The sequence below is a fragment of the Natrarchaeobius halalkaliphilus genome (genome assembly GCF_003841485.1).
Lineage (GTDB): Archaea > Halobacteriota > Halobacteria > Halobacteriales > Natrialbaceae > Natrarchaeobius > Natrarchaeobius halalkaliphilus.
This window is the reverse complement of record NZ_REFY01000003.1, coordinates 131,245-146,144: the sequence shown is the minus strand read 5'-3', so window position 1 is coordinate 146,144 and position 14,900 is coordinate 131,245. Positions and strand designations below refer to the sequence as shown.

Annotated in this window: 14 protein-coding genes and 1 tRNA gene; 14 read left to right on the top strand and 1 reads right to left on the bottom strand. The window is 63.2% G+C overall.

Annotated features, from left to right (window positions below):
• The first annotated feature begins 87 nt into the window (after positions 1–87).
• Positions 88–172 (top strand) — tRNA-Leu (locus EA462_RS07625).
• A 461-nt stretch (positions 173–633) separates the two neighbouring features.
• On the opposite strand, the gene thsA is transcribed toward EA462_RS07625, so the two are convergent.
• Complete coding sequence (gene thsA / locus EA462_RS07620; RefSeq protein WP_124178457.1) at positions 634–2,316, bottom strand: thermosome subunit alpha; 1,683 nt, start codon at positions 2,314–2,316, stop codon at positions 634–636.
• Between the two features lie 986 nt (positions 2,317–3,302).
• Between thsA and EA462_RS07615 the strand changes: the two genes are divergently transcribed.
• The 13 genes from EA462_RS07615 (at position 3,303) to EA462_RS07560 (ending at position 14,806) form a co-directional block, all read left to right on the top strand.
• Complete coding sequence (locus tag EA462_RS07615) at positions 3,303–4,289, top strand: PGF-CTERM sorting domain-containing protein (protein ID WP_124177973.1); 987 nt, start codon at positions 3,303–3,305, stop codon at positions 4,287–4,289.
• A 103-nt stretch (positions 4,290–4,392) separates the two neighbouring features.
• Complete coding sequence (locus EA462_RS07610; RefSeq protein ID WP_124177972.1) at positions 4,393–4,611, top strand: hypothetical protein; 219 nt, start codon at positions 4,393–4,395, stop codon at positions 4,609–4,611.
• On the top strand, positions 4,608–4,772 hold the full coding sequence (locus tag EA462_RS17250; protein ID WP_165872033.1) for a hypothetical protein: 165 nt from the start codon (positions 4,608–4,610) through the stop codon (positions 4,770–4,772). Before EA462_RS07610 ends, EA462_RS17250 begins: the two co-directional genes overlap by 4 nt.
• Positions 4,773–4,851: 79 nt before the next feature.
• Positions 4,852–5,130 carry a hypothetical protein gene (locus EA462_RS07605; RefSeq protein WP_124177971.1) on the top strand — a complete coding sequence of 93 codons (279 nt, stop codon included), beginning with the start codon at positions 4,852–4,854 and terminating at the stop codon, positions 5,128–5,130.
• Between the two features lie 40 nt (positions 5,131–5,170).
• The gene (locus tag EA462_RS07600; RefSeq protein WP_124177970.1) at positions 5,171–6,064 is read left to right on the top strand and encodes a 1,4-dihydroxy-2-naphthoyl-CoA synthase; all 894 of its coding nucleotides are present in this window, start codon (positions 5,171–5,173) and stop codon (positions 6,062–6,064) included.
• Positions 6,065–6,376: 312 nt separating this feature from the next.
• Positions 6,377–7,663 (top strand): DUF7405 family protein, encoded by a 1,287-nt coding sequence (locus EA462_RS07595; protein WP_124177969.1) that lies wholly within the window; start codon positions 6,377–6,379, stop codon positions 7,661–7,663.
• Between the two features lie 29 nt (positions 7,664–7,692).
• Complete coding sequence (locus EA462_RS07590; RefSeq protein WP_124177968.1) at positions 7,693–9,039, top strand: DUF7350 domain-containing protein; 1,347 nt, start codon at positions 7,693–7,695, stop codon at positions 9,037–9,039.
• Positions 9,039–9,911 carry a cohesin domain-containing protein gene (locus EA462_RS07585; protein WP_165872032.1) on the top strand — a complete coding sequence of 291 codons (873 nt, stop codon included), beginning with the start codon at positions 9,039–9,041 and terminating at the stop codon, positions 9,909–9,911. The genes EA462_RS07590 and EA462_RS07585 overlap by 1 nt, the downstream gene beginning before the upstream one ends.
• Before the next feature lie 116 nt (positions 9,912–10,027).
• Positions 10,028–10,969, top strand: coding sequence for a 1,4-dihydroxy-2-naphthoate polyprenyltransferase (locus EA462_RS07580; RefSeq protein ID WP_124177967.1), 942 nt, complete (start codon positions 10,028–10,030; stop codon positions 10,967–10,969).
• Positions 10,966–12,048, top strand: a complete 1,083-nt coding sequence (locus EA462_RS07575) for a mandelate racemase/muconate lactonizing enzyme family protein (protein ID WP_124177966.1) — start codon at positions 10,966–10,968, stop codon at positions 12,046–12,048. Before EA462_RS07580 ends, EA462_RS07575 begins: the two co-directional genes overlap by 4 nt.
• Positions 12,045–13,655: a class I adenylate-forming enzyme family protein gene (locus tag EA462_RS07570; RefSeq protein ID WP_124178455.1), complete on the top strand. Its 1,611-nt coding sequence runs from the start codon at positions 12,045–12,047 to the stop codon at positions 13,653–13,655. The genes EA462_RS07575 and EA462_RS07570 overlap by 4 nt, the downstream gene beginning before the upstream one ends.
• A gap of 100 nt (positions 13,656–13,755) precedes the next feature.
• A complete protein-coding gene (locus tag EA462_RS07565; protein ID WP_124177965.1) occupies positions 13,756–14,100 on the top strand; it encodes a glutaredoxin family protein in 345 nt (114 codons plus the stop codon).
• A 124-nt stretch (positions 14,101–14,224) separates the two neighbouring features.
• Positions 14,225–14,806 (top strand): DUF7110 family protein, encoded by a 582-nt coding sequence (locus EA462_RS07560; protein ID WP_124177964.1) that lies wholly within the window; start codon positions 14,225–14,227, stop codon positions 14,804–14,806.
• The last annotated feature ends 94 nt before the right edge of the window (positions 14,807–14,900 follow it).

Sequence of the window (14,900 nt, the reverse complement as noted above, 5' to 3'; positions counted from 1 at the left end):
TCGACCACTTGTAACGCGCGCGACCGGTGGCTCGGGAAGGTCGTGGATCGACACCTTCATACTCGAATCGCAGAAACCACAGTGTGCGCGCGGGTAGCCAAGCTAGGCCAACGGCGCAGCGCTTAGGACGCTGTCCCGTAGGGGTCCGCCGGTTCGAATCCGGTCCCGCGCACTGAGGAGCGAAGCGACGGAGGAGTAGGCACCAATTCGAACCAGACGAGTCGCGCACCCGAGCGGAGCGTGGGTGATCGTCTCGGCGAGGTTCGAATCCGGCCCCGCGTACTATCCCATTTCCGTTTCGTCTCGCTATTTTCACTAAATAAGATCATGATCAATAAGAAGACCCAAAGCGGCGCTGAAGGACTGTGACGTAATAATGGGGTAGGCGACATACCGAACCCAGATTGTACTATAACCGATGGGCTGAGAGCTCACATGCCAACAGTACCGTATGAAGCAGATACGATGACAGGCAGCTCTGTGTCTCACAAATGACACCTCCCATTGTGAGGGGGGGTCACAGTACGATACAAAGGAAATCAGTTGGCAGTTTGGCGACGACGTAAGAGGGATTTGTATTCGACGTGCAGCCGAGTGCCCTCAATCGTATGCTGTTCCGTTACTTGGTGGAACTCACATCATCCCGCCCATACCGCCACCCATGCCTCCCATACCGCCACCCATTCCGCCGCCGGGACCACCGGCAGGCGGGCCGCCGGCGTCGTCGTCATCATCACTGTCGACCTGACCGCCTTTCAGATCGCCAGCTGCGATGACATCGTCAATGCGCAGGAGCATGACGGCCGCCTCAGTGGCCGATTCGATCGCCTGGGTCTTGACACGGAGTGGTTCATAGACGCCTTCTGTATCCATGTTAATGGCGTCTCCGGTGTAGGCGTTGAGTCCAGCTACCGTATTCCCGGCGTCGTGCTGGCTCCGCAGTTCGACCAGGGAGTCGATCGGATCGAGTCCGCCGTTCTCGGCAAGTGTGCGCGGGATGATTTCAAGAGCATCGGCGAAGGCTTCGACGGCCAGTTGCTCGCGGCCACCGACGCTGTCGGCGTAATCGCGCAGTTCGAGTGCCAGGTAGGTCTCTGGAGCGCCACCGCCGGGCAATGCCTTGCCTTCGTCGAGCGTGACGCTGACGACGCCGAGGCTGTCCTCAACCGCGCGTTCGACTTCGTCGACGACGTGCTCAGTCCCTCCCCGCAGCAACAGCGTGACGGACTTGGCGTCCTCGACATCTTCGACGACGATCTGCTGACTGCCAGCGACATCCTGCTGTGACACGGAACCAGCACTGCCGAGATCGTCGACGGTGATGTCGGTGACGTTGCCGACGATGCGGGCCCCAGTTGCACGAGCGATCTGTTCGGCGTCACTGGATTTGGTGCGGCGCACCGCTATGATCCCTTCATCTGCGAGGAACTGCTGAGCCATGTCGTCAATACCGTCCTGTGCGAAGACAACGTCTGCTCCGGCGTCAGCAACCGTATCGACCATTTCACGGAGCTGCTCCTCTTCCTGGTCGAGGAATTGCTGGAGTTGGTCGGGATCGGTAACGTTGACTTCGGTATCAACCTCCGTCTCCTTAACTTCGAGAGCGTCGTCGAGCACCGCGACGTTGGCCTCTTCAGCGAAATACGGCATATTCTCGTTGACCCGTTCCTTATCGACAACAACTCCCTCGATAAGTTCTGAGTCCTCGGTTGCACCACCGACAACCTTCTCGACTTTGATGTTGTCCGTTTCGACTCGGCCATCGGCAGCGACGCTGCTGGCGGCGCTGACAATAAGTTCAGCCAAGCGATCTTTGGCCCCCTCTGCGCCTTTCCCAGTCATCGCCGTGGCGGCAATCTGCTGTAAGATTTCAGTATCGTCAGCGTCAACGTCGATCGCCATCTCCTCAACAATCTGCTTTGCTTTCTCGGCGGCCTGGCGGTAGCCTTGTTCTACGGACGTCGCGTGCACGTCCTGGTCAAGGAGACCCTCAGCCTGATCGAGCAATTCACCGCCGATGACGACAGCGGAGGTGGTGCCGTCGCTGACTTCCTCTTCCTGCGTCTCAGCGACCTCGACGATCATGTTGGCGGCCGGGTGCTCGATCTCCATCTCTTTGAGGATCGTGACCCCATCATTCGTCACAACGACGCCGCCCGTCGAGCCGACGAGCATCTTGTCCATCCCCTTGGGACCGAGCGTCGTTCGGGCTGCCTCCGCGACGGCTTTTCCGGCAGTAATGTTCATTGACTGTGCATCATCGCCCGAGGTGCGCTGGCTCTCCTCGGACATGACGACCATCGGCTGGTTGCCCATTTGCTCTGCCATAACAACAACCGAATTGATAGCGGTTCTATATAAATGTATCGCCATCAATTGAAGAATTCTGCACTCCTATTCGCAGGGCCACACTGAAACTCACAGTGGAAGCAGGAAGCCCTCTCCTCAAGGAGCGAACGGCGTCAGCCGTAAGCGAGTAGGGGAGGGTAGTTCACCAACTGTTGTTTCGTTCGCTCTTCTGTAGTACAGCGGAACTGGCTCGAACAACCCGACGAGTATTCGCCATTCGCATGTGTCCGGCGTCTCAGCCCGTAATATGGAAGACAGTATGGCTTGTTAACGCACTATTCCGCCAGTTTACACAAGAGCGTTCGATCTTGTTTTGAAAGTCAATGAAGGTTATCTGTCCTGCAGTTCAGATACTAAACTGGTACGGGACAGGAAAACTGACCCTGTTACATTGTTCTTACGTCAACCGGGTCAAATCCTGTCCCGTAAGGGTCCGCCGGTTCGAATCCGGTCCCGCACATTGCTGCCACGAGTAAATCCGCGAGCGGCAGCAATCGGCTGACCGATTCGGACCACGGAAGTCGCAGCGGTCGAACGAAAGAACGATCGACTTACTCCGATTCAAACCCGAACCCATACAGGTTCACCACTTTGGACTCTCCACACCCTGAAAGGCGACGATTCCCGAGTGGCGGGACCTAGCCTGTAATCGACACCTCGAACACCGCTGTGATCGATATTTCGGGTCAGTACTGCGCTCGTCTCCCCGGTAACGATATCATACTCCGTGGAAGGGGACTCATACCGAAGACGGTATCCCAGGTACTCAATTTCAATGACAGGTATTCGACGACGACAGTCACCGTCTTCGAACGGTCCGTCCCTGAAACACCTGCTCGAGACGAACGCACTCGAGTCACGGACGACCGCACACTCGAGTCACCGGCGAACGCAGTTAAGTCCCCATCGAGCGCGCTCGAGGGTCGATGGTCGAGGGAGGTTCGGAGGTCGTCATGTCTGAATCGCGACGGTCGGTTCTGACTGGAGCGCTCGTATTGCTACTGGTCGGGTCGGTCGGTGTAAGCGCTGTCGCCGCGGGAGGTGTGACGACAGCCGCACCGACGCCGGCAAGCCACTCGACCGTCCAAGAGTCCTCGGATACGGTCTCGGAGGAGGCATACACCGAACCGGTTCCAGACGAGGGCGATCCGTACTTCGAGGCCGGGGCGGACGACGGAAGCTGGATTAGTTACGTCAACCCCCGGGACGAGTATCGAACGCCGTATCTGGGCGACGGCTCCGGAAAGCTCTGTGTCACGCTGGTCAACGAAGCCGGCGAATCGATCGTCGGAGAAACCGTCCCGAACACGACCGTCACGGTGGCGACCGGCGAGGAACTCGAGTGGCACTCCCACGCCGATCCGATGACGGTCGAGTATCCCCTGACCCAGCACTACGATCGGCCACTGGATGCCGATCAGTTCGGAACGGAGTCGAATCTGCCACAGGGAGACGGATACCTCGACTCACACTGCATCGAGATGCACGGTCTGACCGAGAACGCGACCGTCGAGTACGGTCCGGCGGAGATCGACGGAGAACACGCTGATCGGATCGAGCTGGTCGGCTACGTTCAGCAAGCACACGAGGCCTGGGACACCGACGTCGATCCGATCGCGGACGCCCGTCCCTACGAGGAAGCCGGAGGCTGGACTTACCACCCCGACGGATCCCACGGCCAGGCCGTCGTCGTGCTTCAACTCGAGGGAGGTGGCGCGAACGGAGACACGAGCGACGACGGAATCAGCCTGGGCCACGACGGGATCGATTCGAGTAGCGACTTCGAATCCGACGACGCGGCGGAAACCGGCCAGGAGAGCGAAACCGAACGCGAGCGAAACGAATCCGCTAACGACGGAATCGATCCAACGCCCGGGTTCGGCGTCCTGGCTGTGGTCGTCTCTCTTTTGATCGTCGCCCTCACGAAGCGAACGGTCTGAGAGCGGGGATTTCCGGGACTTCGGGAACCGTCCGGGTCGAATCGGAGCAGCGTCGAAAACGAACCAGGTACGTTTTTGCCGTTCGCTAACGGAGGATTCGAGGATGACGAATCCCGATTCCGACGACGGCGATCCGCAGGTTCCGATCGTCTGTGGCGAGTGCGAGACCGGTTCGCGCGTTCCGCTGTCGGATCTGGCGGACTCGATCGAGCGACACAACGAGCAGTTACACGACGGCGACGACGTTGCCGAGGTCGATCCCGACGTTGCAGATCGCATCGCAGACCTGATCGCGGAGGAACTCGGCTTACTCGAGTCGTGACGCGGACGACGCACACCTGCATCTGTGGTGCGGTTCTCGAGTTCAGGCAGGATCTGCGAAAGGAGTCCGGAACGGTTTCGCCCACCTGGAAGTGTACGGACTGTGGGACGCCGGTTCCGGGAATCGTCGCGGAGAAGATCAGCCACCAACATCCGTCCTAATCGTTCGATCGCTCGACCGTTCGAGTGAGTTCGGGCTCGGAACGAATTCTACTTGAAAGGCGAGCGCCTATCGGAGCGTATGGGCGACGACACCGCGGAGTGGATGGATCCCGCCGACGAAGCTATCCTCGAAGCGATGCGATCGGACGACGTCTTCTCACCGACGCACATCGACGAGGAAGGGATCTGTCGCGGGCCGTACGCGGCCCACCGGTGCCGCCAGTTGACCGAGCACGGACTTTTGAAGAAGTACACGACCGGCATGTACGCCATTACGGAGCGTGGCGAGCGCTTTCTGGCGGGCGAACTCGAAGCGAGCGACCTGACGTCGGACGAAGTGGCGTCGGACGAAGAGTAAGGCAGAACCTTATCATCCACCGCCTACCAAATTCGAGGCGATGGTTTCGGAACTCTTCGACGAGGAACGCTGGACGCCGGTCGACGGCCTCGAGCGCGACTTTCGTGACATTACGTACCACCGGGCGGTCGACTCCGGGACGGTCCGGATCGCCTTCGATCGGCCGTCGGTCAGAAACGCCTTCAGGCCTGGCACCGTCGACGAACTGTACGACGCTCTCGAGCACGCAAAGCGTCAGACCGACGTCGGCTGTATTCTGCTGACGGGCAACGGTCCCTCGCCGGACGACGGCGGGTGGGCGTTCTGTTCCGGCGGCGATCAGACGATCCGGGGCGAGGACGGCTATCAGTACGACGGGGACGAAGACCGGGCTTCAGAGCAGGGACGACTTCACATTCTCGAGGTTCAGCGGCTCATTCGACACGTTCCGAAGGTGGTCGTCTGCGTCGTCCCCGGCTGGGCCGTCGGCGGCGGTCACTCCCTCCACGTCGTCTGCGATCTCACGCTTGCGAGCGACGAACACGCGAAGTTCCTCCAGACCGATCCGGACGTCGCGAGCTACGACGCCGGCTTCGGGTCCGCCTACCTCGCGAAACAGATCGGCCAGAAAAAAGCCCGCGAGGTGTTCTTCCTCGGGAAGACGTACTCCGCCGAGGAAGCAGCCGATATGGGCATGGTCAACGAGGTCGTCCCACACGCCGAACTCGAGGAGACGGCCCTCGAGTGGGGCGAGCGCATCAACTCGAAGAGTCCGACCGCGATGCGGATGCTCAAATACGGCTTCAATATGGCCGACGACGGGATGATCGGCCAGCAGGTGTTTGCGGGTGAGGCGACCCGCCTCGGCTACATGACCGACGAGGCCGCGGAAGGACGGGACGCGTTCGTCGAAGGACGGGAGCCGTCGTTCGACGAGTATCCCTGGCACTACTGAATTCGACCGACAGAATCCGACCGTCCTCGAGTCACGGTGCTGAATTCGGCTACCTCGAGACGCGGTGCCGAATTCAGCCGACCGCGAGACGCGGATGAGTCCCCCTGACTCTGTGATCGCCCCTCAGAAGGTGGCAATTTATACCGAAATGTGGGCGACACGGTTCGACTGTATTGTCGGTGGTGGTTCAGTCAGAGACGGTTTCGTGACAGCAGTTCTGGAGTCGAACGATCGAACACCGGCGTCACAGGTGACGGTATATTCGACGACGAAGCGCAACGTTTTGGACGTTCCGTCCCCGTATACCGACTGGTGACACTCTCCGACCGGTCCTCGCTGTCCCGCCGGGAATATGTTCGGTCACTGGTCGCGGCGGGCGGCGTCTCCGCTCTGGCCGCCTGCCTCGACGCCGTCGATGGTGACGGCGCGAGCGGAGCGACCGACGTGCCGACGGGAACGGACGATCCCGACTCGCTTCCGGAGCGCCAGCACGCCTGGAACGACGCCCTCTCGAGCGACGACGACGGCAACGTAGCGTTGCCCGAACACCACGTCCTCGTGGCGCTCTCTCTGGTCGACCACCCGGACGAGACGAGCCGAGAGACCGTCGAACGGGCCTTCGAAACGCTCGAGCGAGCCTACGAGTGGAGCAACGAGGGGCTGGTCTTCACCATCGGCTATACGCCCTCGTATTTCGAACGGTTTGACGATCCGGTACCCGATTCGGTCGATCTGCCCGAACCGGCGGCACTGACCGATCGCGAGAGTCCGACGTTCGACGAGTTCGATGCCCTCTTTCACCTCGCGAGCGATCGTCCGTCGGTCGTCCTCGAGGCCGAGGAGGGGCTGTTCGGTGAGTGCGAAACGGTGAACGACGTCTCGGTCGAGACGGGGCTTTCGGACGTCTTCGAGCGACTCGAGGACGACCGACGGACCGGCTTCGTCGGAGACGGATTGCCGGCGGAGCGAACTGACGTCGACGGCGTTCCCGACTCGGTTCCCGAGGAGGCACCGTTTTTCATGGGGTTTCGCTCGGGCTTTCGGGAGAGTCAAGCGACCGAAGATCGCGTTACGATCACGGAGGGACCGTTCGCCGGCGGGACGACACAGCACGTCTCCTCGATGGACATCCAACTCGAGGTCTGGTTCGACCAGGAAAACCACTACCAGCGCGTCTCGAAGATGTTCAGCCCGGAACACGCGGAGCGAGAGATGGTCGGAGATCACGGCGAACGACTCGGTGCGACGAGCGAACTGAGCGACGAGCGCATCGAGGCGACCGAGGCGGACGCCCGCGAACGCGGTGTCGTCGGACACGCCCAGAAGGCCGCTCGAGCCAGAGAAAACGGCGATCCGCTCCTCTTGCGGCGGGATTTCAACACCGTCGACGACGGCCCGGGACTTCACTTCGTCTCGCTCCAGCGCGAGATCAGCGAGTTCGTTCGCGTGCGCGAGGCGATGACTGGTGCCGACCTCGACGTGCCCTTCGCGAACAACGGCATTCGCCACTACATCTTCATCGACCGCCGGGGAAACGCCCTGATTCCGCCGCGATCCCTTCGCTCGTTGCCGCCGGCGAACCCGACTCGAAGAACGTAATCACACGACGATTCAGACAAACACGACATATGCAGGAACACGACACCATCGATCGACGAACGGTTATTCGACTCGGCGCAGCGACCGGGCTTCTCGCAGCCGCGGGCTGTCTCGAACTCGGCGGAAACGGAGAGGATCCGGACGAAGACACCGGGGAGTCGACCGAGGACGACGACGTGACCGTTGCACCCGAACTCGTCGAAGTCGACGATCCCCCCGCCGCAGTCTACCTACCCACCCACCGCGAGGCCATGCGGATGCTCGAGCCGATCGAGGCCGGCGAGTTCGTGCTTGCCCCGATGCTCTCGTATCCCCACCCGTTCTGGGTGATCGCCGGCGGCGGGACCGACGACGAGGTCGAACGGGTCGATCCAGACGACGGCCGCGGCGTTCACATGATGTTCACACTCTGGGACGCGGAAACGGGAATCGTCCTTCCGGCCGACGAAGGTGCCCAGATCAGGGTCTTCCGGGACGGCGAAAGCGTCGGATCGCCGCGGTCGCCGTGGGCGATGATCTCCCAGGGGATGGGCTTTCACTTCGGGGACAACGTTCCCCTGCCCGAGGACGGCACCTACACCGTCGAGGTGACGATTCCGTCGATCTCGACGACGAGAACCGGCGCGCTCGAGGGGCGGCTGACGGAGAGCCGGACTGCAACGTTCGAGTTCGTCTATGACGACGAGTTCCGCCACGAGGTCGTCGACGGCGTCGAGTACTTCGACGAGGAGTACTGGGGCCGCCCGGGTGCGATCGGTCCGATGGATCACGGGGAACACGGAGATGGCCACGGCGAGCACGGAGACGACGGCCACGGGGAACACGGAGACGACGGCCACGACGAACACGGAGACGACGACCACGACGAACACGGAGACGACGGCCACGACGAACACGGAGACGACGACCACGACCACCACGTCCCGTACTCCGCGCTCCCGCGAGTCGAGGAGTACCCCGGAACGCTACTCGTCGGCCCGACCTCGGACTCCGTTCCCGAGGAAACGGAAGACCTCCCGCGAAGCGGCGACGCGGCGATGCTTGCGACCGTCTTCGAGTCCGGCTTCAGGCTCGCTGACGGCGACGAGCGGTACCTACTCGTTTCGCCTCGAACACCGTACAACCGGGTTCCGCTCGCGGATATGTCTCTCTCGGTGACGGTCGAACGCGACGGCGAGGTGGTCGGTGAATCGACGCTCGAGCAGACTCTCGACGGCGAGTACGATCTCCACTACGGGGCGTCGATCGCGGACATCGAGCCGGGAGACTCGGTGACGATCACGATCGAGTCGCCGCCACAGGTTGCACGCCACCAGGGGTACGAGACGGCGTTCCTCGAGATGCCACCGGTCGAGTTCGTTCTGGAGGATCGGTGATGGAACGGGCGTCCGTCTCCGACGGTCGATCGCGACGACGCACCGTCCTGCTGGTCGTTGTTCTGTGTGGTCTCGCCTTCGGGGCGGTCGTCCCGGCACCGGTCATCGCGGGCGACAGCGTGACCATCATCTACGTCGAAGAGAGCGAAATCGACGCCGATCCCGGCGAAACGATCGCACTCGAGGTGATGGTGAGCGATCACGGCGATTACGACGCGAACGGACTCGGTGAGCTTTCGTTCGATCTCACCTACGATACCGACGTCTTCACCGCTACCGAGGTCGAGCACCGTTCGATGCTCGCGGCGGGAGATTCCGACGCGGAGGTGATCGGCTCCGCGACTATCGACGACGAGACGGGGGCGGTAACGATCGAGCAGGAGCGCGAGCCCCCAGGCGACGGCGCGGTCGCGACCGAACCCGCGGCGACGGTCACACTCGAGGTAGCCGAGGACGCTCCGCCGACGACGGAGACGATCGGACTCACCGACGGCTCGGCCATACTCGTCACCGATTATCCGCAGTCGGTGTTCGAACGCGACGCGACCGTCCACGTCGACGGTGGCGATGAAGAATCCGACGGCTCCGGAGGCGAACACGACGACGCCGACGAACCGGAGGGAGTGACGCTGGCCGACGACGCCGCGGTCGAGGACGGTGACGGAACGGACGGCGCTGAGGAGGCGGACGGTTCGAGCGCGAATAACGGGGACGCATCCGACGAAACCGACGACAGCGACGGAGAGACGGCCGCCCCCTCGAGCGGCGATGACTCGACGTCCGACGATCCGATCCCCGGGTTCGCGATCCCGGCTGCGATCGTGGGAATTACCGCTGCGATCGTCGGTCTCGTCGTCCGAAACCGACCCTGAACGTTGGTCCGTAACTGATTTTGGTGTACGTCACCGGTTTCGACGGCCACGTCTGTGGCACCGGGGGCGGTTGCAATGCCAACGTTGACACTCTCTCGAGTGGGACACTCGAACGAATGAGTACGGCCGACGAGATCTCACGGACGAAGGCGTGGATGATGGCCGCACGCCCGCAGACGTTGCCCGCGGCGGCTGCTCCCGTCATCGTCGGAACGGGGCTTGCAGTCCACGACGGCGTGTTCGCACCGCTTCCGGCGCTGATCGCGTTCGTCGGAGCGACGCTGATCCAGATCGGGACCAATTTTGCGAACGACTACTACGATGCGGTCAAGGGAGCGGATACGGACGACAGGAAGGGGTTTACCCGCGTCACGCAGGCGGGAATTATTCCCCCGGACCAGGTCAAACTCGCGACGATCGTGACCTTCGCGCTGGCGATCCTGTCGGGAACGTACCTCGTCTACGAAGGCGGCCTGCCGATCCTCGTGATCGGACTCGTGAGCGTTCTCTGTGGCTGGGCCTACACCGGCGGCCCCTACCCACTGGGCTACCACGGCCTCGGGGATCTGTTCGTCTTCGTCTTTTTCGGCCTCGTCGCCGTCGTCGGAACCTACTACGTTCAGGCGGCGACGGTCCTCGCGGAGCCGCTCGCGGCGACGGTTCCGCCTGGGACGATCACTCGCGAGGCGATCGTCGCCAGCCTCCCGATCGCGGGACTCGCGACGGCGATCATCGTCGTCAACAACATCAGGGACAAAGAAACCGACGCCGAGACCGGCAAACGCACGCTCGCCGTTCGACTCGGCTATCGGTGGACCCGCCTCGAGTACGTCGCCATGGTCGGGCTGGCGTACCTGACGCCGGTCTGGCTCTGGCTGATCGAAGGGTTCTCGCCGGCGGTCTTGCTCCCGGTCGCCTCGCTTCCCTACGCGGCGCTGATCGCCCGGACCGTCTGCACCCGGACCGACGGTGAGGCGCTCAATCCGGCCCTGGAAGAGACCGGCAAACTGCTCGCGATCTTCGCGGTGCTCTTCGGTTCGGGGCTGGTGCTAGCATGACCGGGAAATCCAATCTCGACCTCGAGTATCGCTCCTTCTCGCTTTCGCTCTCGAGTCCGCTCGAGACGGCGTCGGGGACGATCGACTCCCGCGATGGGTTTCTGGTCCGCCTCGTCGATCGCGGCGAGGGGGTCACGGATCCCGCTACGGTCGGCTACGGCGAAGCGACGCCGCTGGCTGGCTGGACCGAATCCACCGCGGATTGTGAGGAAGCACTCGAGCGCGCACGAACGGCGTTTCGAGACGACGGCCCGGAGGCGGCACTGGAGAGCGTCGATCGACAGGTGGCGGCCCGACACGCCGTCTCACTCGCGCTTTCGGACCTGCAGGCGAACCGGGAGGCGACGCCGCTGTATCGGTATCTCTGTCGGGGGCCGATGATCGGGCGCGTCCCCGTGAACGCGACCGTCGGCGACGGCTCGCCGTCCGAAACCGGAGCGCAAACGCGCCGGGCCGTCGAGCGCGGATACGACTGCTGTAAACTCAAAGTCGGACTCAGATCCGTCGATGCGGACGTCGAACGGCTCCGAGAGGCGCGACGTGCGGCCGGGTCAGGAGTCGAGTTGCGCCTCGACGCCAACGAGGCGTGGACCTACGAGGAGGCCGAGAGCGTCCTCGAGGCAGCCGAGGAGTTCGACGTCTCGATCCTCGAGCAACCGCTGCCGGCGGGTGCGCTCGAGGGACACGCGGCCCTCCGCGAACGCGCGCGAGACGTGAAGATCGCACTCGACGAGGGCGTTCTCGAACACGGCATCGATGCGATCTGTGAGTCGGGCGCGGCCGATGCCGTCGTCCTGAAACCGATGGCGGTGGGCGGGATCGACGTCGCGCGCAGGATGGCCGCCTGGACGACCGAACTCGAGTTGACGCCGATCGTGACGACGACGATCGACGGCGTCGTCGCCCGCACGGGTGCCGTCCATCTCGCGGCCTCGATTCCGGACGTCCCCGCCTGCGGGCTCGCAACCGCGGGACTGCTCGCGGAGGACCTCGGTCGCGATCCCGTCTTGCTCGAGAACGGGTCGGCCGTGGTTCCACAGGCGAAGGGGCTCGGCATCGACGAGGTGTGGGACAAGTGATCGGATCGATCGAGTGGCCGACGCGGGATCTCCTGTCCGTGCGCGCGTCGACGACGCCCGCGGCGACGGCGATCGTCAGCGTCGACGCTGAAGCGGACGGTTCGGCCGGAAGCGGGGACGGAGCAACGACGGAGTCGTGGACGTACGCGGCGTTCGACCGGCGCGTGGACGGAGTCGCCGCCGGCCTCGAGAACGCCGTCTTCGGACCCGATTGCGACCACGACGCCGAAGCCCGACTCGGCGTCCTGGTCGGAACGCGAGTCGCCTTCGCCGCGGTGTACTTCGCCGCGATGCGCCGGGGCGTCACCGTGGCTCCGCTCAACGTCCGGGAGACGGCGGACGAACTGCGCTCGAAAGCGGATCGGCTCGACCTCGACGGACTGGTCTGTTCGTCGACGACGGCGGAACTGGCCACGGAGATCACGGACGGTCCGATCGTCTCGGTCGACGATTCCGGACACGACGCCGTCGATTCGCTTCGGCCGGATAGAGTGACCGACTTGCAGCCGGTCGAACTCGAGCGAGACCGAACCCACCTGCTCATGTTCACGTCCGGGACGACGGGCGAGCCGAAGGCGGTCCGCCTGACCGTCGGCAACCTCCTCGCGAGCGCGATCGGCTCGGCGTTTCGGCTGGGCGTCCTCCCCGACGACCGGTGGCTCTGCTGTCTGCCGATGTATCACATGGGCGGGCTCGCGCCGCTCGTCCGGTCGACGCTGTACGGAACCACCACCGTGATCCAGCGCTCGTTCGATCCCGAGGAAACGGCCCGCATCATCGAGACGAACGGAATCACCGGCGTCTCGCTCGTCCCGACGATGTGCCGGCGGTTACTCGAGGCGGGCTGGACGCCGCCCGAAACGCTCCGGTTCGTCCTGCTCGGCGGCGCGCCGGCCTCGCGGGACCTCATAGAGCGCTGTCGCGACCGCGGCGTTCCGGTCCACCCGACCTACGGGATGACCGAAACCGCCTCGCAGATCGCGACGGCGCGGCCGGCGGACGCCGTCGAGCGGCCGGGAACCGTCGGACGGGCTCTCGTCACGACCGACGTTTCGATCGTCGACGAGGAGGGAAACCCGGTCGGAACGGGCGAGGTTGGCGAAGTCGTCGTCTCGGGTCCGACGGTGTCGCCGGGCTATCTCGACGACGACCGAACGGTCTCCGCCGTCGACGAGCGAGGCTTACACACCGGCGACATGGCGAGCAGGGACGAAAGCGGCCGGCTCTGGGTTCACGATCGACGGAGCGACCGAATCGTCACGGGCGGCGAGAACGTCGATCCCGATGAAGTCCGCGAGGCGCTCCGGTCGCACTCGGCGGTCGCGGAGGCCGCCGTGGTCGGGCTGGCCGACGAGGAGTGGGGCGAGCGCGTCTCGGCGCTGGTCGTCCTCGAGTCGTCCCGGCGCTCGACGGGAGAGAACGCACGCGAGCGCCGCGCGATCGAGTCGATCCTCGAGCACTGTAAAGAGCGCCTCGCGTCGTTCAAGCGACCGAAGACTGTCGGGTTCGCGGGATCGATTCCCCGGACGCCATCGGGTACCGTCGACCGGGATCTGGTTCGCAGGCGGCTGCTCGCGGACGGCGTCGACGTGACCGGACCGGGCTGAGAGACGCCGGATCGGCCAGGGGCCTGCGTTCGTCGGTGGGGAACGGCGCGGGATCCTCGTGGACGCAAGGCATATCCCGCTCACCGACCTACAGCCCCACATGGACTTTCCACCGAACCAGGGTCTCGACCAGGAGGAGGTCGACGAGCGAGTCGAAACGGCGATCGAGGACAACGAAGTCGTTCTCTTCATGAAGGGGACGGCGCTGATGCCCCAGTGTGGCTACTCCAAGCGAGCGCTCGGGCTGATCGACCAGTACCGCGACGAGTACGAGACGGTCGACGCCCTCGAGTCACTCGACGAGTTCCGCGTCGCCCTCGAGAACCAAAGCGGCTGGGAGACGATCCCCCAGACGTTCGTCGACGGGGAATTTGTCGGAGGGTCGGATATTCTCGCTGAGTTAGAAGAGCGTGATGAACTGGCGGCGACCCTCGGTCCAGAGTAAAATCCGTACCGAAACCCCGCGGTTGAATTTATCCGGGCTCGAGTGACACGTAGTTAATAGCAGATCATATAAGTCACGCCCACGTAGTACCACCCAAGCGACCGTCGCCGCAAACCTTCCCACTATGTCAACAGAGGAATCCAGACACGTATATCGGTTGCACTCGACGCTCGAGCTCCCCCTCGAAGAACTCCGCGATCATATCGACGACGCGACGTTCCCGGAAGGGGTCGACGACGTCGAAATCACGCGGCGGAACAACACGCTCATCTTAAAAGCCGTCGCCAACGACGAAACCGTCAGCAAGTACACCCCCAGCGCCCAGCTCAAAGCCAGCGTGACGGAAAACCGCGTCTACGAGGAGGACCCCGACGAGCGTCGCAACTCCTTCCACTGGGACGAAGAAGAAGAAGAGGAGATCGAATCCGAACTCGTCGAGTTCGCGGCCTTCAAAGGCGACCGCGAAACCGTCCTGCAGAACTCCTTGCTCCAGTACGAGATGTTCCTCGTCCTCTGTGAGATCGCAGAAAATACGGAAAAAGGTACGCTGACCGCCATCTCAGAGCACGGCGGCGAACTCGAGGCCACCCGAATCGTCGAGGGCGAACCGCGTCCGGCTAACATCGAGGTCGTCGAAGGGCCGCGCGATCACGGCTCGGGCGAAAGCGGCGTCAACTGGCGGGACAACAAGTTCATTAGCGACTGAGGGAACGGACGGATCGAGTATACGCTACGATCGGTAGCGACTTCTGGAGTCGAACGGCCGTCCGAAAGGTGGTGACGACGATGGTCATCCATCT

Bases quoted from the DNA above. Each gene is read 5' to 3' on its own strand.
- EA462_RS07585 (WP_165872032.1), top strand. From the start codon at position 9,039: ATGGAACGGGCGTCCGTCTCCGACGGTCGATCGCGACGACGCACCGTC.
- EA462_RS07590 (WP_124177968.1), top strand. From the start codon at position 7,693: ATGCAGGAACACGACACCATCGATCGACGAACGGTTATTCGACTCGGC.
- EA462_RS07565 (WP_124177965.1), top strand. From the start codon at position 13,756: ATGGACTTTCCACCGAACCAGGGTCTCGACCAGGAGGAGGTCGACGAG.
- EA462_RS07560 (WP_124177964.1), top strand. From the start codon at position 14,225: ATGTCAACAGAGGAATCCAGACACGTATATCGGTTGCACTCGACGCTC.
- EA462_RS07615 (WP_124177973.1), top strand. From the start codon at position 3,303: ATGTCTGAATCGCGACGGTCGGTTCTGACTGGAGCGCTCGTATTGCTA.
- EA462_RS07600 (WP_124177970.1), top strand. From the start codon at position 5,171: ATGGTTTCGGAACTCTTCGACGAGGAACGCTGGACGCCGGTCGACGGC.
- EA462_RS07580 (WP_124177967.1), top strand. From the start codon at position 10,028: ATGAGTACGGCCGACGAGATCTCACGGACGAAGGCGTGGATGATGGCC.
- EA462_RS07610 (WP_124177972.1), top strand. From the start codon at position 4,393: ATGACGAATCCCGATTCCGACGACGGCGATCCGCAGGTTCCGATCGTC.
- EA462_RS07605 (WP_124177971.1), top strand. From the start codon at position 4,852: ATGGGCGACGACACCGCGGAGTGGATGGATCCCGCCGACGAAGCTATC.
- EA462_RS07575 (WP_124177966.1), top strand. From the start codon at position 10,966: ATGACCGGGAAATCCAATCTCGACCTCGAGTATCGCTCCTTCTCGCTT.
- thsA (WP_124178457.1), bottom strand. From the start codon at position 2,316: ATGGGCAACCAGCCGATGGTCGTCATGTCCGAGGAGAGCCAGCGCACC.